This is a genomic window from Streptomyces sp. NPDC046759, assembly GCF_040645475.1.
Classification (GTDB): domain Bacteria; phylum Actinomycetota; class Actinomycetes; order Streptomycetales; family Streptomycetaceae; genus Streptomyces.
In genome coordinates this window covers 220724-244935 of the sequence record NZ_JBEYYJ010000005.1, presented here as the reverse complement: position 1 = coordinate 244935, position 24212 = coordinate 220724, and the positions used below count along the sequence as shown (strand labels likewise).

The 24212-nt window shown below is 70.9% G+C and carries 25 protein-coding genes and 1 tRNA gene; 11 read left to right on the top strand and 15 right to left on the bottom strand.

What is annotated here, in order from left to right:
- Positions 1-173: 173 nt before the first annotated feature.
- The gene (locus ABZ919_RS09460) at positions 174-794 is read left to right on the top strand and encodes a peptidoglycan-binding domain-containing protein (protein WP_361244626.1); all 621 of its coding nucleotides are present in this window, start codon (positions 174-176) and stop codon (positions 792-794) included.
- 80 nt (positions 795-874) lie between these two features.
- On the opposite strand, the gene ABZ919_RS09455 is transcribed toward ABZ919_RS09460, so the two are convergent.
- Together ABZ919_RS09455 and ABZ919_RS09450 are read right to left on the bottom strand one after the other, a co-directional pair.
- Positions 875-1543 (bottom strand): HAD family hydrolase, encoded by a 669-nt coding sequence (locus ABZ919_RS09455; protein WP_361244623.1) that lies wholly within the window; start codon positions 1541-1543, stop codon positions 875-877.
- Positions 1544-1734: 191 nt separating this feature from the next.
- Positions 1735-2316: a TMEM165/GDT1 family protein gene (locus tag ABZ919_RS09450; RefSeq protein WP_361244620.1), complete on the bottom strand. Its 582-nt coding sequence runs from the start codon at positions 2314-2316 to the stop codon at positions 1735-1737.
- A 561-nt stretch (positions 2317-2877) separates the two neighbouring features.
- On the opposite strand from ABZ919_RS09450, the gene ABZ919_RS09445 reads away from it, so the two are divergent.
- The gene (locus tag ABZ919_RS09445; RefSeq protein WP_361244618.1) at positions 2878-3408 is read left to right on the top strand and encodes a hypothetical protein; all 531 of its coding nucleotides are present in this window, start codon (positions 2878-2880) and stop codon (positions 3406-3408) included.
- 103 nt (positions 3409-3511) lie between these two features.
- On the opposite strand, the gene ABZ919_RS09440 is transcribed toward ABZ919_RS09445, so the two are convergent.
- The gene (locus ABZ919_RS09440; RefSeq protein ID WP_361244616.1) at positions 3512-4156 is read right to left on the bottom strand and encodes a VTT domain-containing protein; all 645 of its coding nucleotides are present in this window, start codon (positions 4154-4156) and stop codon (positions 3512-3514) included.
- A gap of 223 nt (positions 4157-4379) precedes the next feature.
- Between ABZ919_RS09440 and ABZ919_RS09435 the strand changes: the two genes are divergently transcribed.
- Positions 4380-4910 (top strand): superoxide dismutase family protein, encoded by a 531-nt coding sequence (locus ABZ919_RS09435; protein WP_361244613.1) that lies wholly within the window; start codon positions 4380-4382, stop codon positions 4908-4910.
- Positions 4911-4974: 64 nt separating this feature from the next.
- Here the strand turns inward: ABZ919_RS09435 and ABZ919_RS09430 are convergent, their stop codons facing one another.
- Together ABZ919_RS09430 and ABZ919_RS09425 are read right to left on the bottom strand one after the other, a co-directional pair.
- Entirely contained in the window at positions 4975-5430 is a 456-nt protein-coding gene (locus ABZ919_RS09430; RefSeq protein ID WP_361244610.1) for a DoxX family protein, read from the bottom strand.
- Between the two features lie 195 nt (positions 5431-5625).
- A complete protein-coding gene (locus ABZ919_RS09425; RefSeq protein ID WP_361244607.1) occupies positions 5626-5865 on the bottom strand; it encodes a DUF2277 domain-containing protein in 240 nt (79 codons plus the stop codon).
- A gap of 118 nt (positions 5866-5983) precedes the next feature.
- Here ABZ919_RS09425 and ABZ919_RS09420 point away from each other — a divergent pair, with 118 nt between their 5' ends.
- Both ABZ919_RS09420 and ABZ919_RS09415 read left to right on the top strand, forming a co-directional pair.
- The gene (locus ABZ919_RS09420) at positions 5984-6946 is read left to right on the top strand and encodes a 2-dehydropantoate 2-reductase (protein ID WP_361244939.1); all 963 of its coding nucleotides are present in this window, start codon (positions 5984-5986) and stop codon (positions 6944-6946) included.
- Between the two features lie 89 nt (positions 6947-7035).
- On the top strand, positions 7036-7377 hold the full coding sequence (locus tag ABZ919_RS09415; protein WP_361244604.1) for a hypothetical protein: 342 nt from the start codon (positions 7036-7038) through the stop codon (positions 7375-7377).
- A 54-nt stretch (positions 7378-7431) separates the two neighbouring features.
- On the opposite strand, the gene ABZ919_RS09410 is transcribed toward ABZ919_RS09415, so the two are convergent.
- A tRNA-Val gene (locus tag ABZ919_RS09410) sits at positions 7432-7503 on the bottom strand.
- 223 nt (positions 7504-7726) lie between these two features.
- On the opposite strand from ABZ919_RS09410, the gene ABZ919_RS09405 reads away from it, so the two are divergent.
- From ABZ919_RS09405 to ABZ919_RS09390, 4 genes are all read left to right on the top strand, one after another.
- Positions 7727-8497 carry a DUF4097 family beta strand repeat-containing protein gene (locus ABZ919_RS09405; RefSeq protein ID WP_361244601.1) on the top strand — a complete coding sequence of 257 codons (771 nt, stop codon included), beginning with the start codon at positions 7727-7729 and terminating at the stop codon, positions 8495-8497.
- A gap of 77 nt (positions 8498-8574) precedes the next feature.
- Entirely contained in the window at positions 8575-9948 is a 1374-nt protein-coding gene (locus ABZ919_RS09400) for a hypothetical protein (RefSeq protein ID WP_361244598.1), read from the top strand.
- A gap of 143 nt (positions 9949-10091) precedes the next feature.
- A complete protein-coding gene (locus tag ABZ919_RS09395) occupies positions 10092-10676 on the top strand; it encodes a DUF4383 domain-containing protein (protein ID WP_361244595.1) in 585 nt (194 codons plus the stop codon).
- A 9-nt stretch (positions 10677-10685) separates the two neighbouring features.
- Complete coding sequence (locus tag ABZ919_RS09390) at positions 10686-10901, top strand: zinc ribbon domain-containing protein (protein ID WP_361244592.1); 216 nt, start codon at positions 10686-10688, stop codon at positions 10899-10901.
- 78 nt (positions 10902-10979) lie between these two features.
- On the opposite strand, the gene ABZ919_RS09385 is transcribed toward ABZ919_RS09390, so the two are convergent.
- From ABZ919_RS09385 to ABZ919_RS09375, 3 genes are read right to left on the bottom strand one after another with little or no spacing between them, the layout of a single operon-like run.
- Complete coding sequence (locus ABZ919_RS09385) at positions 10980-11795, bottom strand: HAD family hydrolase (protein ID WP_361244589.1); 816 nt, start codon at positions 11793-11795, stop codon at positions 10980-10982.
- The gene (locus ABZ919_RS09380; RefSeq protein WP_361244587.1) at positions 11795-14269 is read right to left on the bottom strand and encodes a phosphoribosyltransferase; all 2475 of its coding nucleotides are present in this window, start codon (positions 14267-14269) and stop codon (positions 11795-11797) included. The genes ABZ919_RS09385 and ABZ919_RS09380 overlap by 1 nt, the downstream gene beginning before the upstream one ends.
- Positions 14270-14318: 49 nt before the next feature.
- Positions 14319-15485: an HpcH/HpaI aldolase/citrate lyase family protein gene (locus ABZ919_RS09375; protein WP_361244584.1), complete on the bottom strand. Its 1167-nt coding sequence runs from the start codon at positions 15483-15485 to the stop codon at positions 14319-14321.
- A 186-nt stretch (positions 15486-15671) separates the two neighbouring features.
- Here ABZ919_RS09375 and ABZ919_RS09370 point away from each other — a divergent pair, with 186 nt between their 5' ends.
- Entirely contained in the window at positions 15672-16427 is a 756-nt protein-coding gene (locus ABZ919_RS09370) for a TerD family protein (RefSeq protein WP_361244581.1), read from the top strand.
- A 15-nt stretch (positions 16428-16442) separates the two neighbouring features.
- On the opposite strand, the gene ABZ919_RS09365 is transcribed toward ABZ919_RS09370, so the two are convergent.
- The 6 genes from ABZ919_RS09365 to ABZ919_RS09340 form a co-directional block, all read right to left on the bottom strand.
- Entirely contained in the window at positions 16443-17180 is a 738-nt protein-coding gene (locus ABZ919_RS09365) for a Tellurium resistance (protein WP_361244578.1), read from the bottom strand.
- A gap of 126 nt (positions 17181-17306) precedes the next feature.
- Positions 17307-18446, bottom strand: coding sequence for a DUF475 domain-containing protein (locus tag ABZ919_RS09360; protein ID WP_361244575.1), 1140 nt, complete (start codon positions 18444-18446; stop codon positions 17307-17309).
- A 130-nt stretch (positions 18447-18576) separates the two neighbouring features.
- Complete coding sequence (locus ABZ919_RS09355) at positions 18577-19155, bottom strand: TerD family protein (protein WP_361244572.1); 579 nt, start codon at positions 19153-19155, stop codon at positions 18577-18579.
- 100 nt (positions 19156-19255) lie between these two features.
- On the bottom strand, positions 19256-19831 hold the full coding sequence (locus ABZ919_RS09350) for a calcium homeostasis/redox stress adaptation protein (protein WP_061920108.1): 576 nt from the start codon (positions 19829-19831) through the stop codon (positions 19256-19258).
- Positions 19832-19968: 137 nt separating this feature from the next.
- Positions 19969-20427 carry a peroxiredoxin gene (locus tag ABZ919_RS09345; protein WP_361244568.1) on the bottom strand — a complete coding sequence of 153 codons (459 nt, stop codon included), beginning with the start codon at positions 20425-20427 and terminating at the stop codon, positions 19969-19971.
- Between the two features lie 131 nt (positions 20428-20558).
- Positions 20559-20996, bottom strand: coding sequence for a DUF3052 domain-containing protein (locus ABZ919_RS09340; protein WP_361244565.1), 438 nt, complete (start codon positions 20994-20996; stop codon positions 20559-20561).
- Between the two features lie 415 nt (positions 20997-21411).
- On the opposite strand from ABZ919_RS09340, the gene aceE reads away from it, so the two are divergent.
- On the top strand, positions 21412-24159 hold the full coding sequence (aceE, locus tag ABZ919_RS09335; protein WP_361244562.1) for a pyruvate dehydrogenase (acetyl-transferring), homodimeric type: 2748 nt from the start codon (positions 21412-21414) through the stop codon (positions 24157-24159).
- Positions 24160-24212 lie beyond the last annotated feature (53 nt).

Sequence of the window (24212 nt, the reverse complement as noted above, 5' to 3'; positions counted from 1 at the left end):
CAGGGACCGGCGCAGGCCCAGGGACCGGCGCAGGCCCAGGGACCGGCGAGGGCGGGACCGGCGGGGACAGGACCGGCGCAGGATGCGTGACCGGCGGCGAGCCCGGGGGCAGCGGTCGCGTCGGCGGGGGTGAGGGGGCCGGTGACGGCGGGGGAGGTGTCGGGCCCGGTGCCGTGGAGGCCCCGGACGGGGAGCCGTCACCACGGTGGGGCCGTCGTGCCGTTCTGCTGTCCGTCGCCGGTGCCGGTGCCGCGGTCGTGGCGGCGGCGGGCTTCGCGAGCGGGCTGTTGTCGTACCACCCGCCGTCCCGGGACCGGGCGGCCCCGGAGGTAAGGGAGAGCGTGCCGGACGTGCCGGCCCCCGGGGCGTCGTCGGCGACGGAACCGCCCTCCTCCCCCGCCCCGCCTCGACCGCCGCTGCCGTCGTCCTCCGCACCGGCGAGCCGCCCGGGCCCGTCGGCTCCTCGGTCCGCGTCGCCGAGCGCGGCTCCTTCCTCCGTCTCGGCCCGCCCCGCCTCCCCCGGCCGGTCCGCGCCGGTCTCCGCCACCCCCACGAGCACCCACGCCGTCGCCCCGGTGCTGCACCGCGGCGACCACGGCCCGCAGGTGAGCGAACTCCAGGAGCGGCTGAGGCAGTTGAACCTCTACGGCGACGAGATCAACGGCATCTTCTCCGGCTCCGTCGAGGACGCCGTACGCATCTACCAGCTGGCCCGGGGCATCCGGGGCGACACCCTGGGCGAGTACGGGCCGGCGACCCGGAAGAGCCTGGAGGCGGAGACGTCGCAGCCGTGAGAGCAGGGCGGAAGCCGTAACGGCGCCGGGGGCGCCCCCCGCGGCGGCGCGCCACCCCGGCCGGCGTCCCCGGCGCCACGTCAGCCGATGTGCAGCCGGATCGCCCCGTCTCCCGTCGCCTCGACCCGCACCCGGGTGAGGTCGGGCACCGCCACGTCCGGGGCGTGCACACCGGCGCGGGGACCGACCCCGACCACCGTCATGCCCGCGGAGCGCCCCGCCGCGATCCCGGCGCCGGAGTCCTCGAAGACCACGCAGTCGGCCGGGTCCACGCCCAGCTCGGCGGCGCCCTTCAGGAAGCCCTCGGGATCGGGCTTGCTCGCGCCGACCGACTCGGCGGTGACGCGGACCTCCGGCAGCGGCAGCCCGGCGGCGTTCATGCGCGCGGTGGACAGCGCGACGTCGGCGGAGGTCACCAGCGCGTGCGGAAGACCGCGCAGGGAGGCGAGGAAGGCGCTCGCGCCGGGGATCTCCACCACGCCGTCGGTGTCGGCGGTCTCCTCGGCGAGCAGGCGCGCGTTGTCGGCGAGGTTCTGCTCCACGGGCCGTCCGGGCAGCAGCAGGGCCATGGAGGCGTGCCCCTGCCGGCCGTGGACGACCTTCATCACCTCGTCGCCGTCCAGCCCGTGCCGCTCGGCCCAGCGCCGCCAGATGCGCTCGACGACGGCGTCCGAGTTGACGAGGGTGCCGTCCATGTCGAGCAGGAGGGCGCGGGCGGTGAGGACGGTGGGCGTGGCGGTGGCCGTCATCGGCAGCTCCAGGAACGAGAAGGCCCCCGTGGGGGGAGACGTCGGGCTGGACGTCGGAAGGGACAAGGCGGCCCCGCCCGCCGGTCAGGGAAAACGGGCGGGAGCCACTTTGTTCCTCCACGGTACAAAACCCTGGGCGGTCACGCCACCGCCTCCCGAAAGGGTTCACCGGGCGTTCAGCCGGGCAGGGCTCAGCCCGCCACCGCCTCGTACAGGCTCCACACGCCGAGCGCGAGCATCAGCAGCGCCGCGATCTGCGTGATCAGCCGCAGCGGCACCTTCTTCATCAGGGCCTTTCCGCCGACGATGCCGAGTCCGGCGACGGCCCACAGGCCGAGCACCGCACCCAGGCCGACGGAGACCGGGTCGTCGTAGCGGGCGGCGAGGTTGGCGGTCATGATCTGGGTGAGATCGCCGAACTCGGCGACGAGGATCAGCATGAAGCCGGTCCCGGCGACCCGCCAGAACGACTGGTCGGCGGGCTTCCTGATCTCCTCCTCGTCCTCCCCCTTGTGCAGCAGCAGCATCGCGGCGCCGCCGAGGAAGAGGACGCCGGTGATCGCGTGCACGATCTGCCGGGGCAGCAGGGTGAGCACGCTGCCGGCCGCGACGGCCAGGACGACGTGGACCAGGAAGGCGGCGGCGACGCCCGCGAAGACGTAACTCGCGCGGTAGCGGGTACCGAGGACGAGGCCGGCGAGCGCGGTCTTGTCCGGCAGCTCGGCGAGGAAGATGACGCCGAAGACGAGCGCCGTCACGGTGATGCTGATCAAGGTTCCTCAATCGGTCGGGGCTGCCGGCCGAGAGGGGCTTGCGTCGCGATGACACCTCGGCACGGCAGCACACGGCGCCCGCGTCACGGGACACGGGCGTGCACTGCTTGCCGAAGGTCTCGCCGGCGGCCCTGCGCGCAGATCCGCCTCCGGGCGCCGGCTCAGGCTGGCTGAGCAGTATGTCGACGGTCCGGCGAAGGGCTACTCCCCTTCTGCGCCTCCCATCGTAAGGCATGTGAAGGTTCCGTCGTGAGCCTCGCCGCAGGCTTGTTGTGACATGAACGCGTCACTAGCTTCTCACCAAGCGCTCACCCCACGGCAATACGGCCCCGCGAACATTCCCTCGCTCGCAGCCGACGCCCCCATCCCACAAGGGAGTTCAACGCATGACCAGGTTCTACGCGCGTCGACGAGATCGACGGCGCCCGGAACCTCGACGCGCGACCAGGACAACTCCTCGTCCTCGCATGTCATGCCCATGATCTCCACCTCCGGCACCCCGCAACTCCGGAGTGCCACTCCCCACCTCCCCACCTCCCCACCTCCCCACAGGAGAGCCTCATGCGTCCCATAGCCCGACTGTCCACCGCCGCCGCATCCGCCCTCTCCCTGGCGATCAGCGGCCTCATCCTCGGCGTCAGCGCCGGGACCGCACAGGCCAGCACCTGCTCCCGGGCCTACCTGCCGCTGCCTGACTCGCACTGCACCCCCGGCGCCTACAACCCGGACGTGACGCAGTCGACCATCGGCTCGACGATCTGCGCCTCCGGGTGGACCAGCACGGTCCGCCCCTCGACCAGCTACACCAATGCCCTCAAGGCCCAGGGCATCATCGATTACGGCTACTCGGACACCAACATGTCCGACTACGAGGAGGACCACCTCGTGCCCCTGGAACTCGGGGGCGCCCCGAAGGACCCGGCAAACCTCTGGCCCGAGCCGCACTACGGCAGCCAGACCGCCTACTCCAAGGACGGCGTCGAGACCAAGCTGAAGAACGCCGTCTGCGACGGCCGGATCACCCTGTCGGCGGCACGCTCCGCCATCAGGACCAACTGGACCACCGCACTGCAGGTCACCGGTATCGGCTGAGACAGGGCGCCGGCGGGTGTCACCCGATGCCGGGCATCACCCGTCGGCGCCACCCCTCGCACGAGACCCTGCGGATACCGGCGCCGCAACGCGCCGCGAACGGTCAGGAAGCCGGGCGACGGCGCACCAGGAAGCCCGCCGCCGCGCCCGCCGCGCACAGCGCCGCCACGGACACGCCCGTGGCCAGCCATGTCGCGCCGAGCCACTGCGCGCCGTAGTAGCCGAGGGCGACGCTGTAGGCGGCCCACGACAGTCCGGCCAGGGCGGACCAGGGCACGAAGTCGCGGGCCCGGCGGTGGGCGGCGCCGGCGCAGAAGGAGACCACCGAGCGGCCGGCGGGGGCGAAGCGGGCGAGCACGACCAACGCGCCGCCGCCCCGGGCCAGGGCGTCGCCGAGACGTTCCTGCGCGGTGGTCAGCCGCCGCGAGCGCGCGATCGCCCGGTCCAGCCGCTCACCGCCCCGCCAGGCCAGGCGGTAGGCCACCAGATCGCCGAGGACGGAGGCGGTCGCCGCGGAGAGGATCAGGACCAGCAGGTCCGGCACGCCGTGCGGCACCCGGCCGGCGGCCGCGCCCGATCCCGCCGCCGCGGCGGTACCCGCCGTGATCACGAGTACGCCGCTCGGCAGCACCGGCACGAACACGTCCAGCAGGACGGACATGACCACCGCGGCATAGATCCACGGCCCGGCGGCCAGTGACCCCACGCTCTCGAACACGACGACTCCCGTTCCCCCGTTGACAGCCATACAGCGTACGCCGGGGGTGTGACAGCAGGACCGTGGGGGGCGAACGGGGCCCATCGGAACGATGAACGGTCATAGGCCGTCCGTGGCGTTCTGTCACCCGAGTGGCGCGTTTCGCGTGGTGGAGAGGATCCGTGTGCCTTAGCAACGGTAGAGAGCCCAGTCAACGGACATCAGACACACATCCGATCGACACGTCGCAAATGCGCAGAAAAAGGTGCACATCATGGTGGCAGCCGTATACGCGGGCGCCCTCGCCGCGGCCCTGTTCGCGACCGGGAGCGCAAGCGCCCAAGGCTATTCACTGCAGACCGTCGGCACGTTCTCCCCGCCCACCGCGCACGGGAAGTCCTCAGCGGTGACCTACGACCAGAACCTGGTCCCGGCGGGCTCCAGGATCCGGGTCCACCAGCGGACCGAGCCGAACGGTGTCACGACCGTCGAACTGCGGGTGGCGGGCGTCAAGGCCAACCACGCCTTCGGTGTCCACATCCATCAGAAGCCCTGTGGCGCCGACCCCGCCGACGCCGGCAAGCACTACCAGAACGTGCCCGGCACGGACACCCACCACGTGAACAGAGACAACGAGGTCTGGCTGGACTTCAAGTCCGGCGCGGCCGGCACGGGCCATGCCAGCGCCACGCACAGCTGGGCGTTCCGCAAGGGCGAGGCTTCCTCCGTGGTGATCCACAACGAGCCCGGCACGGCGGGCAGCAGGGTGGCCTGCTTCACCGTGCGGTTCGCCGGAGCCTCGTAACCGGGGCCCGCGGCAGTCGGGGCGGCGCCCTTCCCCTCGTGGCAGGGAAGGGCGCCGCCTCGCGTCAGGCGGCCATCGGCGCCCGTTCGGCCGCGTCCCGGCCGTCGGCTGCGGCGCGGCGGGCGACGAACCGGTCGAGGCCGAAGGCGCCGGAACCGGTGAAGACCAGCAGGAGGAACGCCCAGCAGAACAGCACCGGCAGCTCGCCGCCGTTCTGTATGGGCCACAGCGCGGCCTGCTGGTGGACGTCGAAGTACGCGTACGCCATCGAGCCCGAGGCGATCAGCGCCGCCCCGCGGGTGCCGAGCCCGAGGAGCACCAGGGCTCCGGCGACCAGCTGGATCACGGCCGCGTACCAGCCGGGCCAGGTGCCGGCCGGGATCGTGCCGCCCCCGGTGCCGGCGGCGCCGCCGAGGACCCCGAAGAGGGAGGCGGCGCCGTGCACGGCGAAGAGCAGGCCCACGACGATGCGGAACAGCCCGAGGGCATAGGGCTGGGCGGAGTTGAGGCGTGCGGTCACGAGGGGGGTTCTCCTCTTCGGTGTCGGTCGGGCCGGCCGGGAGGTGGGGCATGGGTGGCCGGTCGTGGGGGCGGCGGTACCGAACGGAGATCAGGTTAGGGCTACCTAACTTGTACTTGCAAGTTCAACATCCACCTTGCGGATCGGGCCGGCCCCCCATGACGCCCCACTCCCCGGCCTTCACGGCTCCTGCCTTCACGACTCCCCGCTCCCGCTCCTCACCGACCGCCCCCGCACCTCCAGCCCTCCGAGCAACTCCGCCGTGGCCTCGGCCACCGCGGCCACCGCGCGGTCGAAGACCTCGCGGTTGTGCGCGGCGGGAGCGCGGAACCCCGACACCTTCCGGACGTACTGCAGGGCGGCGGCATGGATGTCCTCCTGCGTGGCCTGATCGGGCAGCACGGGCGGACGCAGCGTCTTGATACTCCGGCACATGCCCCCAGTCTCCCGCGCCCCGCGTCCCGGTGCGAAGATCGCCGAAGGCGGCCACCGACCACCGGGGCCGACCGTCGGAAGGAACAGCCTCATGGCGAACGACCCCGCGGCACATCCCATGGCGAACACCCCTGCGGCACACGGCCCGACGACAGGCAGGGGCACCGTGGCCGTCCTCGGCCCCGGCGGCACCGGCGGCCTGCTCGCCGCCCTGCTCTCCCGCGCCGGCCACCACGTGGTCTGCCTCGCCCAGGACGGGACCGCCGACGCCCTGCGCCGCAGCGGAATCACGGTCCGCAGCGCGCAGTTCGGCGAGTTCACCGCGCCCGTCGAGGCGGACACCGAACTGCGCGACCCGGTGGACGCCTGTCTGATCGCCGTCAAGCACACCGCACTGGACGCCGCCCTCACCCGGGTGCCGCCCGCAGTCCTGGGCGACGCCCTCGTCGTACCGCTGCTCAACGGCGTGGAACACCCCGCCCGGTTGCGCGCCCGCTACCGCCCCGACCGTGTCGCCCCGGCGGTGATCCGGGTGGAGTCCACGCGGGTCGCGCCGGGCGTGATCGAACACGGCAGCCCGTTCACGGAGCTGGACCTGGCCGGGGACGCCGTCCCCCGTCCCCGTCTGGACGGCCTCGTGGCCACTTTGGCATCCGCCGGCGTGACGGCCCGGGCGGTCGAGGACGAGACGGCGGCCCTGTGGGCCAAGATGGCGTTCCTCGCGCCGTTCGCCCTGCTCACCACCCGGTACGGCCTCCCGCTCGGCGAGGCCCGCACCCGGCACCGCGAGGAGCTGGAGTCCCTGGTCGACGAGACCACCGCGGTCAGCCGCGCCTGCGGCGCCCCCGCCGACCCGGCGCAGGCCCTGGCCCGCTACGACGCCTTCCCACCCGGCGCCAGATCGTCCATGCAACGCGACGCCGAGGCGGGCTGGCCGCTCGAACTCGACGCCATCGGCGGGGCACTGCTCCGCGCGGCGGACCGGCACGGCGTACCGGTGCCGGTGACGGCCCGCCTGGTGGGCGAGCTGCGGGCGGCGGGGCACCGAGGACTCCTCGGTTCGCCGGGCCGGCACGCCTGAACCGTCACCGGACCGGGCCCGCCCACCCGTTCGCATGAACCTCACGACCGAACTCGCCCTCCAAAATCGAACAGGCGTAGCATTGCCGCGTGGCTACGACCTATGAATTCCCCAGTGACCTCCTCGCCGGTCAGGAGGAGCTGCATCAGGTCCGGGCCGAGCTGTCGGCCCTGCTCAAGCGGCTGCCCTGGTCGGTCGAGCCGATGGACGGCTTCAGTGACGACACCGGCTGGCGGAAGGTGGAGCGGCCCGCGTCCCCGGGCTGGACGGCGGACGAACAGGCCGAGGTGGAGAAGCTGCGTCGCCGCGAACACGAACTCGCGGTCTTCGTCAGCACCCACCGGTTCTGGGCCGAGGTGGCCGCGGAGGACCGCGTGGACGCCCGCACCGGGCTGAAGCACGCCCACGAGCGGGCGACCGAGGAGGAATGACGGAAGCGGAGGAATGACGGAAGCCCCCGGCCGCGCGGCCGGGGGCTTCGACTGTGGGCGCGGACGGTTTCGAACCGCCGACATCCTGCTTGTAAGGCAGGCGCTCTACCCCTGAGCTACGCACCCGGACACCCGGGCGATACGCCCAGGTCGAGTCGACAGCCTACCCTGCCGGAACCGGTGCACCGCAAACCGTGACGCCGGGCGTGCGGGGGTCTACGGGGGTTAACCCCACCCCGGGCGCGGGAGGCTGCCGGATGCCGATCACGCGGCATGATCATCTACTGTCGTCGCCGACCGACAGTCACGGCTCGCCCTACCGGCGGGCCGGTCCAGGGGGAGATCACGCATGACCCGTTCCGTTCCCTTCCGCGCCGCAGCCGCAGCCGTCCTCGCCGGCACGCTGGTCACGGGGCTCAGCGCCTGCGGTGCCTCCGCCGGCGACGACAAGCACCCGGACCAGCGGTCCTTCGCGCTGCACGGCCGCACCCTCACGGTCGACTCCGACAACGCGCCGCTGGAGATCGTCGCCGCGGACGCGAACAAGCCGGGAAGCGTCCACGTGACGCGCTGGTTCCAGGGATCGGTGGCCATCGGCAGCGGGCCGAAGGTGAGTTGGTCGCTCGCCCACGACCGGCTCGTGCTGCGGACCCACTGCTCCGGGCTCTTCGCCGACTGCTCGACCCGGTACCGCCTCGAGGTGCCGCGCGATGTCGCGGTCAAGGTCACCGACGGCAACGGAGACGTGCGGGCGCACGGCTTCACGGCCTCGCTCGGCGTCCAGACGGACAACGGCGATGTGCACGTCACCGACTCCACCGGGCCGCTCGACCTCGGCTCCGACAACGGCGCGGTCACGGCGGACGTCACCTCGCGGCAGGTGCGGGCCGATGTCAGCAACGGCTCGGTGGACCTCACGCTCGGCAGCGTCCCCGACCTGGTGAACGCCCAATCCGACAACGGCGCGGTGACGGTCACGGTGCCCCGCGACGAGTACCACGTGAAGGCGGACTCGGACAACGGGCCGGTGTCGGTGAGCGTGTCCCGGCGCGACCGCAGCCCGCACCGCGTGACCGCCGAGTCCTCCAACGGGAAGGTCACGGTACGGAACCCGAACTGACCGGCCCGTGTCTTCGTCTGCAGCGGGTGGGAGAATGACACCACCCACGGCGGCGAACCATGGCACGGGAGAGGGATGTGACGGCGACACCGGGCACGCCAGCGACGCGGTCACACCGGTCGGGTTCCACTGCGTTGCGGGACACCCTAACCTTGGTGGTCGGGCTGCCGGTGCTGGCCGCGCTCGCGCTGCCCGCCGCGTTCGCCGGCGGCGGCACCCGGCGCTGGTTCGGCGGCCGGGCGGAGAGCCAGCGGGCCGAGGCGCAGGCCGCGAAGGACGCCGCGGCGGCCGCGTTCTACGAACTGGACACCGCCCAGCGCGATCTGCGGATCTCCATCGAGACGATCACGGCGGTGGACGACTCCCCCGCCGCCCGGCGCGCCGTGACGGACTTCGCGGCGCTCGGGCAGCGCATCGACGAGGTCAGCCAGCGGTACATCCAGGCCGTGGACGCCCACGACCTGGACCGCGACGACCTGGAGGCATCCGCTGCCTCCCGGGCGCGCGCGGAGCTGACGTCCGCCAAGGACGAGCTCGTGCGCGTCAAACAGGAGCTGGACCGTTTCGGCAGCTCGCTCGGACCGCTGCTCGGCAAGGCCGAGACCCAGCTGGCCCGGCTGGCGCCCGCCGTGGAACGGGCCCGGCAGGCGCTGCTGGGCGCGAGCAACGCGCTGGACGCCGTGCGGGAGAAGGGGCTGCGGGCGGATGATCTCGCCGGGCGGCTGGCCGCCCTGTCGCCCGAGCTGACCAAGCTGAACCAGGGCGCGGGACAGCACGGCGCGGCGCAGACCCTGGAGCGGGCCGAGCGGGTGCAGCGGGAGGCCGGGGCGATCCGGGCCGAGGCCGAGCGGCTGCCGGAGAAGGCCGCCGAGATCGACCACCGGCTGGTCAGTCTGCGCACCCGGGCGCAGGCACTGACCACCAGGGCCGGCCAGGTGGACCCGGTGCTGAGTGAGCTGCGGCGCCGGTTCGCGGCCGCCTGCTGGCAGGACCTGCAGCACGTGCCCGAGCAGGCCGCGGAGAACGTACGGCAGGCCGAGCTGAAGCTCCGCGAGGCCCAGACGGCGCGCGACGCCCAGCGCTGGCCGGACGCCACGTCACTGCTGTCGACGGTACGGACCCTGCTGAACTCCACCGACGAGGCCGTGTCGGCCGCCGGGGACCGGCTGCAGCGGCTGAACGGCGTGCAGAAGGACCCGCAGGCCGAGATCGACCGCACCCGGTTCGCGATCCGTGACGCGCAGCGGCTGGCCATGACGGGCCGCGCGACCCCCGATCCACGGCACGCCCGCCCGCTGGACGACGCGGTGGCCCGGCTGGAGCGGGCGATCGGCAGCCTGCAGGGCCGGCACCCCGACTACTGGCACTTCCTGACGGAGACGGACGCGGTGCGGCAGGCCGCCGCGCGGGTGGTGGCGCAGATCCGGGAGGAACGGGGCGGGGCCCGCTGAGACCGCCGGGCGGCGGGCGCCGTGAGGATGCCCTGTCACCCGGATGGCGGCGCCCATCGACCCGGGTGTGTTGCCGGGTCGGGCCGGGCAGGCGGATATTGAAATGGACGGATGGCCTCCGCTAGCGCCCGAGGGAGGCGGATATGGCCACACACGCAGTGCACACGAGGCCGCGGCGACGGATCGAGTTCGACAAGCACCTGCCCGTCGACCACCGGCTGAACCTGGTCTACCGGATCGGCGCGGGCCTGATCGGGGCGTTCCTCGTCGTCTTCGGAATCCTGGGCCTGATCAACCACATCGGCTTCTTCGGCACCGGTGGGAACTCGGTCGCCGGGCTGAACTCCAACGGCACGCTGAGCGTCCTGTCGATCGTCGTCGGGGCGATCCTGCTCGCCGGGATGGTGATCGGCGGGAACATCGCGTCCACGCTGAACATGGTGTTCGGCGTGCTGTTCCTGCTGGCCGGCTTCCTGACCCTGGGCCTGCTGGACAGCCCCTACAACTTCCTGGCGTTCAGGATCCAGAACGTGTTCTTCAGCTTCATCGTGGGCCTGCTGCTGATGACCTTCGGCATGTACGGCAGGGTCGGCACGACCTTGCCGCACGACAACCCGTACTGGCGGGCCCGTCACCCCGATCCGGCCACCGAGCCTGCCGGACGTGAGCACGAGACCGGTGTGCCGCCGGTGACCATGCCGCTGCCCGGCAAGGAGGAGGAGCACTAACCTGTGCTCATGCCTCGCTACGAGTACCGGTGCCGCAGCTGCGGAGACACCTTCGAACTGAGCCGGCCCATGGCCGAGTCCGCCGCCCCCGCGACGTGCCCCGTGGGGCACGACGACACGGTGAAGTTGCTGTCGACCGTGGCGGTGGGCGGCGTCGCACAGAGTGCGGGCGCGCCCGCGGCTCCGGGCGGTGGGGGTTGTTGTGGTGGAGGCTGTTGCGGTTAGCGGCCCACCTGGGCGCCGCACCCTGCCGTCGGGCGGGTGCGGCGGTCTCGTGGCCCGTCGCGCAGTTCCCCGCGCCCCTCAGGACGCCGTCCCGCGCGTCGCCTTCAGGAACTCCCTCACGATCCGCTCGCCCGCCAGCACCCCCCGCTCCGGCAGTGCCGCGATCTCGGGCGCCGTCCAGCCCGTGTCCGCCAGCTCCCCATGGCCGGGGCGCCAGCCGCGGTCGGCGGCGAGGAGCAGGTCGGCGTCCAGCAGGGAGTCCCCGGCCGCCAGCGTCAGGTTGGCGCCGGCGCGGCGGGCGACCTCCCGTACCGCCGCGCTCTTGGTGAGGGGCTTCGGGACGGCGTAGATCTTGCGGCCCTGGAGCGACACGGTCCAGCCGCGGTTCTCCGCCCACACCGCCAGCTCCTTCACCCAGTCCTCGAGCAGCAGCTCGCGCTCGACGACGAGATAGGCGAACAGGTCCTCGGCGACCCGGTGCTTGCGCACCCAGACGGGATCGGCGGAGCGCAGCAGATGCTCGCGGACCTCCGCCAGCGGCGCGCACTCGTCGGCGAGCCGCGCCTGCACGCCCGCGTGCCAGTCCTCGTCGGTGACCCCGTCGACCAGCAGATGCCCGCCGTTGGCGCAGATCGCGTACGCGGGGGGCGGCCCGGGCAGGTTGATCCGCTGGTACTGCTTGCGCGTCCGGGTCGTCGTCGGCACGAAGACCGCCGTGTCGCCGAGGTCGGTCAGCAGCTGGGCCGCCGTCTCGGTCATGTACGACAGCGGCTTGCTCTCGTGCACCTCCACGCACAGCAGCCGGGGCGCCCGCGCGTCCGGCATGGTCAGCGCGAGGGCAGCCGAGGAATAGATGAGCGTACGGTCGAGGTCGCTCGCCACCAGCACCGGCATCAGGCGTTCACCGCCTTGCCGTCGGCGCCGGTGGCCCCGCGCGTGTACCTGGGATGGATCAAGCCGACGCAGGTGTACGGCAGTTCGCCGACCTCCTCGACCGGTACCCCGCGCTGCTCGGCGAGCAGCCGGACGTGGTCGAGGTCGGTGCCCGCCCCGGCCCGCGCCAGGATCTTCCAGGGCACCCGGCGCAGCAGCACCCGGGTGGTCTCGCCGACGCCGGGCTTGACGAGGTTGACGTCGTGGATGCCGTACTCCTCGCTGATCCGCTCGACCGCCCGCCAGCCGGCCCAGGTCGGGCTGCGGTCCTCGGCCACCAGCTCCTTGACCGCCGTGTCGACGGTGTCGGCGACCTCGGGGAAACGCTCGCAGACGGCGTCGAGGAAGGCCACGGAGACATCGGCGCCGGCGAGTTCACGGTAGAACTTCGCGCCGTGGAAGTCGTCCGGCCCGACCAGGTCGGCGCGCAGGACCGTGCGCGAGATCAGGCCGGACACGGTCGAGTTGAGGCAGGCGGAGGGTATGAGGAAGTCCTCGCGGGTGCCGTAGGTGCGCACGCAGGAGCCCGGATCGGCGAGCACGGCGATCTCCGGGTCGAATCCGGTGATGCCCTCCTTCGCCTCGAACTCCGCGACGGCGTCGGTGAGTTCCCGGGTGATGGCGCCCTTGCCGGTCCAGCCGTCGACGAACACGACGTCCCGGGGGTCGTGATGGGCGGCGAGCCAGCGCAGCGCGTTGGCGTCGATGCCCCGGCCGCGCACGATCGACACGGCGTAGTGCGGGAGGTCGAGGCCGTGCCGGAACCGGGCCCAGCGGCGCATCAGGACGCCGACCGGGGTGCCGGCGCGGGCCAGGGACACCAGCACCGGGCGCGGGGACCGCTCGGCGATGACGGCCTCGGTCACCACGCCGACCGCCTGGGCGATCCGGGCGGCGGAGGCGTCCAGGGCCGTGTGGAACAGCTGCTGGTACTGCTCACTCGGCTGGTACTCCACCGGCAGCGACTCGGCGTAGTGCGCACCGCCGCTCTGGATGGCCTCCTCCCGTTCCTCGGTCGGCGCCTCCAGGGTGACGTCGGAGAGGTCCTGGAGCAGCCAGCCCACCTCGTCGGGCGCGTAACTGGAGAATGCGGGGCCGCGGAGGGGCTCGGGCAGCATGGCCGGCCTTTCGGGAGCGTGCGGGACGTACGACGGGAGGACCGCGAACAGAACGTGCGGGGTGTGGGCGGCGAGGCACGCCAGCAGGCCGTCCGGCGCGTGCAGGGCAGGGGTGTCGGCGACGGAGTCGACCACGGCGACGACGGCGTCGAAGCCGCCACCGGCGACGTTGTAGGCGTAGCGCTCGCCGGGTCCGTCGGCCGGGTCGTCGTGGGCCGGGAAGACCAGCCGGGTGCGTATCGCGTACCCGGGGTCGTCCACGGCCAGGACGGGCGAGCGGGTGGTGGTGGAGAACCGCACCTCGGCCGGTGTCAGCTCCTCCAGCTCCCGGGCGAGGCGCAGGGGGGCGTACATCAGCTCCTCGAAGCCGAGGACGAGGACGCGGCGGGCGCCGGCGGGCAGGGCGTCGCGCACGCGGGCCGCCATGGCAGGCAGCGCGGCCTCCAGGCGGGCGCGGTGGGCGGGGGTGAAGCCGTGCCGGCCGCCGTCGGGGAGGCGGGCGGGCCAGTGCAGGTCCAGACGGTGAGGGGCGCGGGACCGGGTCCGGCATGCGGCCGGCGCCGCGTGGGCGCGGTCAGCCATGGCGGAGCCGCACCCGGCGGACTCATGGTGAGCCACCAGCCGCTGCCCCTTCTCCAGCACGTCCGACGGCAGTCGTACGACCCCGGACGCTGCGGCGATCAGGTCCACGCGCGCCCCGATGTCGCCGGCGAACCGTTGCATCCGCTCGACGTCCTCGGACGAACGCATGTCGACCAGCGCCACCACCACATATCGCGCCCGCGGATACCGTTCGTGCAGGTCGCGGATGGTGTTGAGGACGGTGTTACCGGTGGAGAACTCATCGTCGACCAGCACCAGGGGACCGTCCCCGGCCAGCAGCCCGGGATCCTCCGGCAGCAGAAGATGCGACGTGGCGTGCGAGTGCGACTCCTCGAAGCCGCCGGCCCGGGCGGCCCCGGTCACCGGCCGCCGCGTGGAGTGCAGATACGGCGCCGTACCGAGCCCGTCGGCCACGGCGTGGCCCAGCCCGGTGGCGGTCTCCGCATAGCCCAGGACGACGGCGGCGCCCGCCTCCGCGCCGAGCAGCGCGGCGGCCCGCCGGCCCAGGCGGAACCCGTGCCCGTAGACCACGGCCGGCGACTGCGGGACGTGCTTGCCGAGCACGTTCGAGACCAGCAGATGGGCCCGCTTGGGGTTGCGGCGCAGGGCGAGCCCGAGCAGGCCCCGCAGGCCGTCGTCCCCCACGAGTTCGACTCCGAGCCGCTCGGCGACCCAGCTGCCGGACCAGACCCCGTCGTTCACTGCGTTGTTCATGCGTTCCTTGGACGATATGGGAAGGATCAACCGGGACGATCGACCGGCCTCAGCCGGGTATTCCCGCGGCGAGCAGCTCCACGAAGCCGACGTCCTCGTGGGCCACGCCGAAGACCTCGGCGCGCAGCAGGGTGCGTTCGGCCCAGGCGCGGTGCGGCTTCACCTCGTTCATCTTGTTCGTGTAGGCCGACCGGAGTACACCCCCGCCGCCGCGTTCCGGACGCACGATGTCCTGGGCGTCGCTGTACTCCTCGTGGCTGACCACGGACAGCGCGTGGACGGGCAGCACATGGGAGGGGTGGATGCAGGTCTTGCCGAGCAGGCCGTTGGCCTGGTCGAGGGAGATCTCCCGCAGCAGTCCGTCCATGGCGTGCTCGATCAGCTTCTCGCGCAGTTCTACGGCCTGCACCTCCAGAAAGGGGCTCTGCCTGAGCTGCGGCTTGAACATGCGCTCGGAGACCCGGAAGTACTCCCACACGGGCCCGGTCACGGTGAATCCGGTGCCGTCGGCGCGGCCCAGCATGTTCACGACGTCGGCGATCACGGAGGCGACGATCTGGACGTCGTAGGCGGTCATGTCGGGGGCGCGGCGCAGGCCGTAGGAGGAGCAGAAGTCGGTCACGCCGAGGCGGAGTGCCAGCACCCGGTCGCGGTACTTGTCGACCGCCCGGGCGATGCCCTCCAGGGTGTCGACGCGGGACTCGCGGTAGAGCAGCTCGGGGGACTCCAGGACGGGCATGGCGAACAGCCGACGCCCGCTTTCGGCCTCGGCGGCGGTCAGGGCCTCCAGGAAGGGGATGCCGCGCTCCTCGGTGAACTTCGGCAGCACGAATCCGGACAGCAGCCGCACGGTGGGGCCGAGCCGCCGTACCAGGTCGGGGATCTGCTCGGGGGTGCGGACCCGGATGAAGAGCAGCGGTGGCTCGGCTCCGGGCCGGGCGGCGAGTTCGGCGAACTGCCCCACGAGGTTCTCCTCGCCGGCCACGACGTCCGCGTCGTCGATCGAGTCCTCCAGGCACAGCACCATCGAGACCACGCCGTTCCCGGCCTGCTTGACGATGTCGTCGGCGAGCCGCGGCCGGGTCGCCGGGCTGTACAGGGTGGCGCCGAGGGCGGCGGCGAGCAGCCGGGCCGGGGAGTCCGCGGTGAACGCGCCCGGCTCCCGGTGGAAAAGGCGCTGCCGCACCTCGGGGGCGATGTGCCCGAAATGACGCATAGGACTCCCTCAGGGCGCGAGCCGAGTCTGTGTGTTCGGTAAAGGGTGGCCGGTAATAGTACGTAGGGATCCATGTCTGGGGTTCCCTGTGGGTATGAATTTCCGGTAACTCGCCCGTGTCGGCGGCGCCCTCGGAGACCACCCCCCGCATTGTCGTGAGCAGGACCGAGAAGGCAGGATGACCGCATGACGCACGCGATGCTGAAGGGGTCGAACCTCCCGCTGGAAGCCCACACGGTCCGCGCCGTGCTGCGCTGGACGCCCGGGCAGGGGGTTCCGGACGTGGACGCCTCGGCGCTGCTGCTGGGCCCCGACGGCCGTGTGCGCTCCGACGAGGACTTCGTCTTCTACAACCAGCCCCGGCACCCCTCCGGGAAGGTCTGGCGGCTGGGCAAGAAGCGCGTCGCCGAGGGACTGACCGACACGATGCAGACGGACCTGGCCAGCGTCGAGCCGGAGGTCGGCCGGATCCTGCTGGTCGCGTCCGCGGACGGCGTCACCTTCGACCAGGTGCCGGCGCTGTGCATCCTGCTGTACGACGCCGCGGTCGCCGACGCCGAGCCGCTGGCCCGGTTCGAGATCAAGCCGGAGACGGGTGCGGAGACGGCGCTGATCTGCGGTGAGCTGTACCGGCGCGGGGAGGTCTGGAAGTTCCGGGCGCTGGGCGAGGGCTATTCCAACGGGCTGAAGGGGCTCGCGACGGACTTCGGGATCTCCGTGGACGAGTCCGAGGTGGAGGAGGTGCTCCAGCCGTCGCTGCCGCTTCCGCCGGAGCAGCCGGCGTCGGCGGTGCCGCAGCAGGAGCCCGCGTACGGCTATCCGCAGCCGACGTCGGCCCCGCCGGCGTACGGGTACCCGCAGCCCCAGCCGGTGCCGGTGACCGCCGCTGTGGACCCGAACTTCCGGCTGCCTCCGCAGGGGCCGCAGTTCATCGGGCGGTGAGTTCCCGGCGCCCCGTCATCGGTCCGCCTTGGTCTTGTAGCCACGCCCCCACTGCAGTCCCCAGCCGTACAGCCGGTCCAGCTCGCCCTGGAAGCCGTAGACGAACTTGACCTCCCGGCGGACCACAAGTTCGCCCTTCACGTTCTCGATCAGCACCACCGCGCAGGAGCGGGCCTGGGGGTGACGTTCGTCCAGGCCTATCTCGATGCGGGGGCCGTTGCTCGGGTACAGGGTGACGACGGCGTGGGTGCGGTCGAAGGCCGGGGTCTGGTCGTAGATGTAGACGAAGACCAGCAGGCGCTTGATGGCGTCGCGGTGGTCGAGGTTGACGTACATCGTCTCGCCGGACGCCGAGCCGAACCGGTCGTCGCCGCTGAGCTTGATGTACGGCGGTGCGTTGACGTCGCCGAGGTAGTTGCCCAGCGGCTGTACGACCCCCTTGGTGCCGTCGGTCAGTTCGTACAGGCAGCCCAGGTCGAGGTCGACGTTGACCATGCTCTGGCCGTGGCCGAGGACCTCCGGCGGCCTGAGCGCCTTGAAGGGGTGCCTCAGCAGGCTGGTGCGCTGGTTGCCGTCGAAGTCGGAGGTGCGCATCCGCCAGGTGAGGTTGACGCGCAGGTGGCCGGTGGCCGCGTCCTGCTTGGTGAGGGACACCGTCTGGTGCCGCCTGGTGAGTTCGATGGCATTGCTGGAGGCGCTGCCCGAGTCGAAGTCGGCAGCGCGTCCGCCCAGCAGTCCGTCGAAGAAACCCATTCCCGCCCCCAGGTGGTGATGTGAACGCGATCGGGGCGGCCGACCGCATCGGCCGCCCCGATCAGAGCGTTCCTCACGGGCCCGGGCGTCACACCCCGTCATGGCCCGGATCTGTCCCGTAGGGGGTCACACCCCTGAGGAGACCTCGGCCTTCTCGTCCGTGCCCTCTCCGGAGGCCGCCAGCGCGCGGTTGCGGCGGACGGAGGACCAGAAGGACAGGGCGATCAGGACGACGCCGACGAGACCGGTGATGACCTCGTTGATCTCGTACTGGATGGTGACCATGAGGATCACGGCCAGGGCGCCGATGGCGTAGTGGGCGCCGTGCTCGAGGTAGACGTAGTCGTCGAGGGTGCCCTGGCGGACCAGGTAGACGGTGAGGGACCGGACGTACATCGCGCCGATGCCGAGGCCGAGGGCCATCATCACGATGTCGTTGGTGATGGCGAAGGCGCCGATCACGCCGTCGAAGGAGAAGGACGCGTCCAGGACCTCCAGGTAGAGGAACATGAAGAACGCGGCCTGGCCGGCCAGCAGCACCGCCGATTTCTGCTTGCCGGTGCGGGCGGCCTCTTCCTCCTCCTCGTGCTCGCGCTCCTCCTCTTCCTCCAGCCGGTCCTCGAAGTAGCCGGACAGACCGCCGACGATCATGTAGGTGATCAAGCCGGCGATGCCGGCGATCAGGACCGTCTGGGCCTTGTCGGCGTGGGCGCCGCCGTGCTGGTGGGCGTGGGTGGCGAAGGTGAAGGACGTGATCAGCAGGACGATCAGGGAGATGCAGACCGCCAGCATGTCGACCTTGCCGAGCTTGGCCAGCGGCCGCTCGATCCAGCGCAGCCACTGGATGTCCCGGTCCTCGAAGATGAAGTCGAGGAAGATCATCAGCAGGAACATTCCGCCGAAGGCGGCGATCGCCGGGTGGGCGTCGGTGACCAGCTGCTGGTAGCGGTCCTTGTCGGCGAAGGCCAGGTGGACGGCGTCGACGGGGCTGAGCTTGGCGGTGATGGCGACGATGACGACCGGGAAGACCAGCCGCATGCCGAAGACCGCGATGAGGACGCCGACCGTGAGGAAGATCTTCTGCCAGAAGGCGTTCATCTTCTTCAGGATCCCGGCGTTGACCACCGCGTTGTCGAACGACAGCGAGATCTCGAGGACGGCCAGGATCGCCACGACACCGAAGGCCTCCCACCCCCCGTAGAAGACCGCGGCGACCAGGCCGAGCGCGGTGACCGCGAACGACCAGCCGAAGGTTTTCAGAAGCACTGGCTACCCAATCATCTGTTGGGGGCACCTCCCAGACGAAGTCTGGGGGAGGATCTCCCCCGCGCCGTACTCGGCTTTGCTAAACGTTGACCCCGAGTCTAGAGGTGCACCCTACCGGCGGTACCCGCGGCTACGAAACGTTCACTCCGAAGTCCAGGGCGATACCGCGCAGCCCCGAGGCGTACCCCTGGCCCACGGCGCGGAACTTCCACTCGCCCTGGTAGCGGTACAGCTCGCCGAAGATCATGGCGGTCTCGGTGGAGGCGTCCTCACTGAGGTCGTAACGAGCCAGCTCCTGGCCGTCGGCCTGGTTGAGTACCCGGATGAAGGCGTTGGAGACCTGCCCGAAGGTCTGGCCGCGCTCGTCCGCCATATGGATGGAGACGGGGAAGATGATCTTCTCGCACTGCGCCGGCACCTTGGTGAGGTCCACCAGGATCGTCTCGTCGTCGCCCTCGCCCTCACCGGTGAGGTTGTCACCCGTGTGCTCGACCGAGCCGTCGGGGCTCTTGAGCTGGTTGTAGAAGACGAACCACTCGTCGCCCAGCACCCGGTTGCCGGCACCGCACAGCAGGGCGCTGGCGTCCAGGTCGAAGGGGGCGCCGGTGGTGGAACGCGCGTCCCAGCCGAGTCCGATCATGACGTTGGTGAGATTCGGTGCGGCCTTGGAAAGGGAGACGTTGCCTCCCTTGGCGAGCGTGACGCCCATGTTGCTGGTCCTCCCCTAGCGGTGCTTCTTTGGTTGTCCTGCGCGTCCGGCGCCGCCCGTAAACGGTGCGGCGCCGGACGGTGTGCGCGGGCGTCGTGCGTCAGACGTTGACGCCGAAGTCCTGCGCGATGCCCCGCAGACCGGAGGCGTAGCCCTGGCCGATGGCGCGGAACTTCCACTCCGCCCCGTGCCGGTACAGCTCGCCGAAGACCATGGCGGTCTCGGTGGAGGCGTCCTCGCTGAGGTCGTAGCGGGCGATCTCCTGCTCGCCCGCCTGGTTCACGACGCGGATGAACGCGTTGCGGACCTGGCCGAAGGACTGCTGGCGGTTCTCGGCGTCGTAGATCGACACCGGGAAGACGATCTTCTCGATGTCGGCCGGGACGCCGGCCAGGTTGATCTTGATCTGTTCGTCGTCGCCCTCGCCCTCACCGGTGATGTTGTCACCGGTGTGCTCGACGGAGCCGTCGGGGCTCTTGAGGTTGTTGAAGAAGACGAAGTGCTGGTCGCTCGCGACCTTGCCGGAGTTGTTCAGCAGCAGCGCGCTGGCGTCGAGGTCGAAGTCGGTGCCGGTCGTGGTGCGCACGTCCCACCCCAGACCGACGATGACGGCGGTCAGGCCCGGGGCCTCCTTCGTCAGCGATACGTTGCCGCCCTTGCTGAGGCTGACTCCCACGGGTCCTCCATGTGGTGTTCAGGGGCGGGGCGCCCCGTCGTGCTTCGGATATGGGATCAACGAGCCGATCCTAGTGACGGGTTCCCGCCCCCCGCAGACCCTGGACCGGAGGATCACAGGTGTCGGCCACGGTCGGCCTACAGGGTGTCGAGCGCCTTCACGTAGTCGTTCAGGTCGCGCGCGTCCGGCAGGCCGTTGACCACGGTCCACCGCACGACGCCCTCCTTGTCGATGACGAAGGTGCCCCGGACGGCGCATCCCTTGTCCTCGTCGAAGACGCCGTACGCGCGCGAGACGTTGCCGTGCGGCCAGAAGTCGCTGAGCAGCGGGTACTCCAGGCCCTCCTGCTCGGCGAAGACGCGCAGGGTGTGGATGGAGTCGTTGGAGACGGCGAGGAGCTGGGTGTCGCGGTCCTCGAACTTCGGCAGGTTGTCGCGCAGCTCGCACAGCTCGCCGGTGCACACGCCGGTGAAGGCGAAGGGGTAGAAGAGCAGGACCACGTTCCTGTCGCCGCGGAAGTCCGAGAGCTTCACGGTCCGGCCGTGGTTGTCCTTGAGCTCGAAGTCGGGCGCCTTGTCGCCGACCTGGATCGCCATCGTCGTGCATCCCTTCGGTGGGCCGTTCGGATGAGCGCACAGCAGTCGCTCGGGTCCACCCTACGCAGCGATCACCAGGGATCTCCGGACGGGCTGGGACGAAACCAGCCCGCCCGGGGGTGCAGAGGAGATCACCTCTTGGACTTGGCGGCCTTCGGCGTCGCCAGGCGGCTTCCGCTCCAGTCCTTGCCCACACTGACGCTCTTCGACGCCGTCAGGCCGGCCGTCGTGGCGGCGTCCTGGATGTCGCTCGGCTCCACGTACCCCGTACGGCCGGTCTTCGGCGTGAGGAGCAGGATCGCGCCGCCCTCTTCGATGTACGTGGTGGCATCCACCAGCGCATCCGTCAGGTCGCCGTCGTCGTCACGGAACCACAGCACAACGGCGTCGGCCACGTCGTCGTATTCCTCGTCCATGAGGTCGCCTTCGATGGTTTCCTCGATGGCCTCGCGGAGCTCCTGATCGACGTCGTCGTCGTAGCCGATCTCCTGGACCACCTGCCCGGGCTGGAACCCCAGCCTGGCGGCAGGGTTCGTCCGCTCCTCCGCGTGGTCCGCGGTCGCGCTCACGGGTTGCCTCCTGATCATGTCTTGGTGAATATCTCAGCCACGCGCGTGCGCGAAGCATTGGCCGTAGTCCACACGGGCGGGACGGATCGCGCAAGTACCCGGCCCTTCGGACCGCCGAAACGGTGACGATCCCGGCCGTGTCGCCGCAACTCCTGGCACCGTACCCCGTTCCCGCGCAACCCACATCACACCGATGTGCCCGGTTTGCACTGATGGGCATCATCTCAGAATCATCCAGCGATACGCCCCTCGAACACTTTTGCCAAGCACGTCACACCCCGGGCGTATCGTTGCGTTTTGACCGACGGGACACCGATGGGACACCGAGGAGATGACGTACGCCCTCCCGAGGTACACGATGGGGAACGGTGTAGGCACGAGTAAAAAATCGGCCCTCTGACAGGTAAGGAACAGCGTGGCTTCCGGATCCGATCGCAATCCGATCATCATTGGCGGCCTTCCGAGTCAGGTTCCTGACTTCGATCCCGAGGAAACCCAGGAGTGGCTCGACTCCCTGGACGCCGCCGTGGACGAGCGGGGCCGGGAGAGGGCCCGCTACCTCATGCTCCGGCTGATCGAGCGGGCCCGCGAGCGGCGCGTGGCCGTGCCCGAGATGCGCAGCACGGACTACATCAACACGATCCCCACCAAGAGCGAGCCGTTCTTCCCGGGCAACGAGGAGATCGAGCGCAGGATCCTGAACGCGACCCGCTGGAACGCGGCCGTGATGGTCTCGCGCGCCCAGCGGCCCGGCATCGGCGTCGGCGGCCACATCGCCACCTTCGCCTCCTCGGCCTCGCTGTACGACGTCGGCTTCAACCACTTCTTCCGCGGCAAGGACGAGGGCGACGGCGGTGACCAGGTCTTCTTCCAGGGCCACGCCTCACCGGGCATCTATGCGCGCGCGTACCTGCTGGACCGGCTCACCGCGGACCAGCTGGACGGCTTCCGCCAGGAGAAGTCGAAGTACCCCGACGGCCTGTCCAGCTACCCCCACCCGCGCTCGATGCCGGACTTCTGGGAGTTCCCGACGGTCTCCATGGGCCTCGGCCCGCTCGGCGCGATCTTCCAGGCGCGGATGAACCGCTACATGGAGGCGCGCGGCATCGCCGACACCTCCAAGTCGCACGTGTGGGCGTTCCTCGGCGACGGCGAGATGGACGAGCCGGAGTCGCTCGGCCAGCTGTCCATCGCGGCCCGGGAGGGCCTGGACAACCTCACCTTCGTCGTCAACTGCAACCTGCAGCGGCTCGACGGCCCGGTGCGCGGCAACGGCAAGATCATCCAGGAGCTGGAGTCCATCTTCCGGGGCGCCGGCTGGAACGTCATCAAGCTGATCTGGGACCGCTCCTGGGACCCGCTGCTCGCGCAGGACCGGGACGGCATCCTGGTCAACAAGATGAACACGACCCCGGACGGCCAGTTCCAGACGTACGCCACGGAGTCGGGGGCGTACATCCGCGAGCACTTCTTCGGCGACGACCACCGGCTGCGCGCGATGGTCGAGAACATGACCGACGACCAGATCCTGCACCTGGGCCGCGGCGGTCACGACCACCGCAAGATCTACGCGGCGTTCAAGGCGGCCACGGAGCACAAGGGCCAGCCGACGGTCATCCTCGCCAAGACCGTCAAGGGCTGGACGCTGGGCCCCAACTTCGAGGGCCGCAACGCCACGCACCAGATGAAGAAGCTGACAGTCGACGACCTCAAGCGCTTCCGGGACCGCCTCCACCTGCCCATCACCGACAGGGAGCTGGAGTCCGGCCCGCCGCCGTACTACCACCCGGGCCGGGACACCGACGAGATCCAGTACATGCACGACATGCGCAAGCAGTGCGGCGGGTACGTCCCGACGCGCGTCGTACGCTCCAAGCCGCTGGCCCTGCCGGACGACAAGACGTACGCGACGGTGAAGAAGGGCTCGGGTCAGCAGTCCATCGCCACCACCATGGCGTTCGTCCGGCTCCTGAAGGACCTCATGCGGGACAAGGAGATCGGCCGGCGGTTCGTGCTGATCGCGCCGGACGAGTACCGCACGTTCGGCATGGACTCGTTCTTCCCGAGCGCGAAGATCTACAACCCGCTGGGCCAGCAGTACGAGTCGGTGGACCGGGAGCTGCTGCTCGCCTACAAGGAGTCGCCGACCGGGCAGATGCTGCACGACGGCATCTCCGAGGCGGGCTGCACGGCGTCCCTGATCGCGGCGGGCTCGGCCTACGCCACGCACGGCGAGCCGCTGATCCCGGTCTACGTCTTCTACTCGATGTTCGGTTTCCAGCGCACCGGTGACCAGTTCTGGCAGATGGCCGACCAGCTGGCCCGCGGATTCGTACTCGGCGCGACCGCCGGCCGTACCACCCTGACCGGTGAGGGCCTGCAGCACGCGGACGGCCACTCGCAGCTCCTCGCCTCCACCAACCCGGCGTGCGTGGCCTACGACCCGGCGTACGCCTACGAGATCGCGCACATCGTCCAGGACGGTCTGCGCCGCATGTACGGCGGCGACGCCGAGCACCCGCACGGCGAGGACGTCTTCTACTACCTGACCGTCTACAACGAGCCCATCCAGCACCCCGCCGAGCCGGAGAACGTGGACGCCGAGGGCATCCTCCGGGGCATCCACAAGCTGAGCGACGGCACGAGCGGCTCGGTCCCGGCGCAGATCATGGCGTCCGGCGTGGCGGTCCCGTGGGCGCTCGAGGCGCAGCGGATCCTCGCCGAGGACTGGAACGTCAGGGCGGACGTGTGGTCCGCGACCTCCTGGAACGAGCTGCGCCGCGAGGCGGTGGAGTGCGAGGAGCACAACCTGCTGCACCCGGAGGAGGAGCAGCGGGTGCCGTTCGTGACCCGCAAGCTCAACGGGTCCGAGGGTCCGTTCGTGGCCGTGTCCGACTGGATGCGATCGGTTCCCGACCAGATCGCGCGGTGGGTGCCGGGCACCTACCAGTCGCTCGGCGCGGACGGCTTCGGCTTCGCCGACACCCGCGGCGCGGCGCGGCGCTTCTTCCACATCGACGCCCAGTCGATCGTGGTCGCGGTGCTGACCGAGCTGGCACGCGAGGGCAAGGTCGACCGGTCGGTGCTGAAGCAGGCCATCGACCGGTACCAGCTGCTCGATGTGTCGGCGGCTCATCCGGGGGCGGCGGGCGGCGACGCATAACCGCTGCGCCGGGCTTCGGCGGCTCGGCGACTGAGGAGGACCTGCGGGTTCAC

Coding starts and splice junctions, on each gene's coding strand:
- ABZ919_RS09375 (WP_361244584.1), bottom strand. CDS start 15,485: ATGCGTCATTTCGGGCACATCGCCCCCGAGGTGCGGCAGCGCCTTTTC.
- ABZ919_RS09365 (WP_361244578.1), bottom strand. CDS start 17,180: ATGGGTTTCTTCGACGGACTGCTGGGCGGACGCGCTGCCGACTTCGAC.
- ABZ919_RS09390 (WP_361244592.1), top strand. CDS start 10,686: ATGCCTCGCTACGAGTACCGGTGCCGCAGCTGCGGAGACACCTTCGAA.
- ABZ919_RS09440 (WP_361244616.1), bottom strand. CDS start 4,156: ATGGCTGTCAACGGGGGAACGGGAGTCGTCGTGTTCGAGAGCGTGGGG.
- ABZ919_RS09355 (WP_361244572.1), bottom strand. CDS start 19,155: ATGGGCGTCACGCTCGCCAAGGGAGGCAACGTCTCCCTTTCCAAGGCC.
- ABZ919_RS09420 (WP_361244939.1), top strand. CDS start 5,984: ATGGCGAACACCCCTGCGGCACACGGCCCGACGACAGGCAGGGGCACC.
- ABZ919_RS09395 (WP_361244595.1), top strand. CDS start 10,092: ATGGCCACACACGCAGTGCACACGAGGCCGCGGCGACGGATCGAGTTC.
- ABZ919_RS09455 (WP_361244623.1), bottom strand. CDS start 1,543: ATGACGGCCACCGCCACGCCCACCGTCCTCACCGCCCGCGCCCTCCTG.
- ABZ919_RS09385 (WP_361244589.1), bottom strand. CDS start 11,795: ATGCCGGTGCTGGTGGCGAGCGACCTCGACCGTACGCTCATCTATTCC.
- ABZ919_RS09405 (WP_361244601.1), top strand. CDS start 7,727: ATGACCCGTTCCGTTCCCTTCCGCGCCGCAGCCGCAGCCGTCCTCGCC.
- ABZ919_RS09370 (WP_361244581.1), top strand. CDS start 15,672: ATGACGCACGCGATGCTGAAGGGGTCGAACCTCCCGCTGGAAGCCCAC.
- ABZ919_RS09345 (WP_361244568.1), bottom strand. CDS start 20,427: ATGGCGATCCAGGTCGGCGACAAGGCGCCCGACTTCGAGCTCAAGGAC.
- ABZ919_RS09435 (WP_361244613.1), top strand. CDS start 4,380: ATGGTGGCAGCCGTATACGCGGGCGCCCTCGCCGCGGCCCTGTTCGCG.
- ABZ919_RS09380 (WP_361244587.1), bottom strand. CDS start 14,269: ATGAACAACGCAGTGAACGACGGGGTCTGGTCCGGCAGCTGGGTCGCC.
- ABZ919_RS09445 (WP_361244618.1), top strand. CDS start 2,878: ATGCGTCCCATAGCCCGACTGTCCACCGCCGCCGCATCCGCCCTCTCC.
- ABZ919_RS09425 (WP_361244607.1), bottom strand. CDS start 5,865: ATGTGCCGGAGTATCAAGACGCTGCGTCCGCCCGTGCTGCCCGATCAG.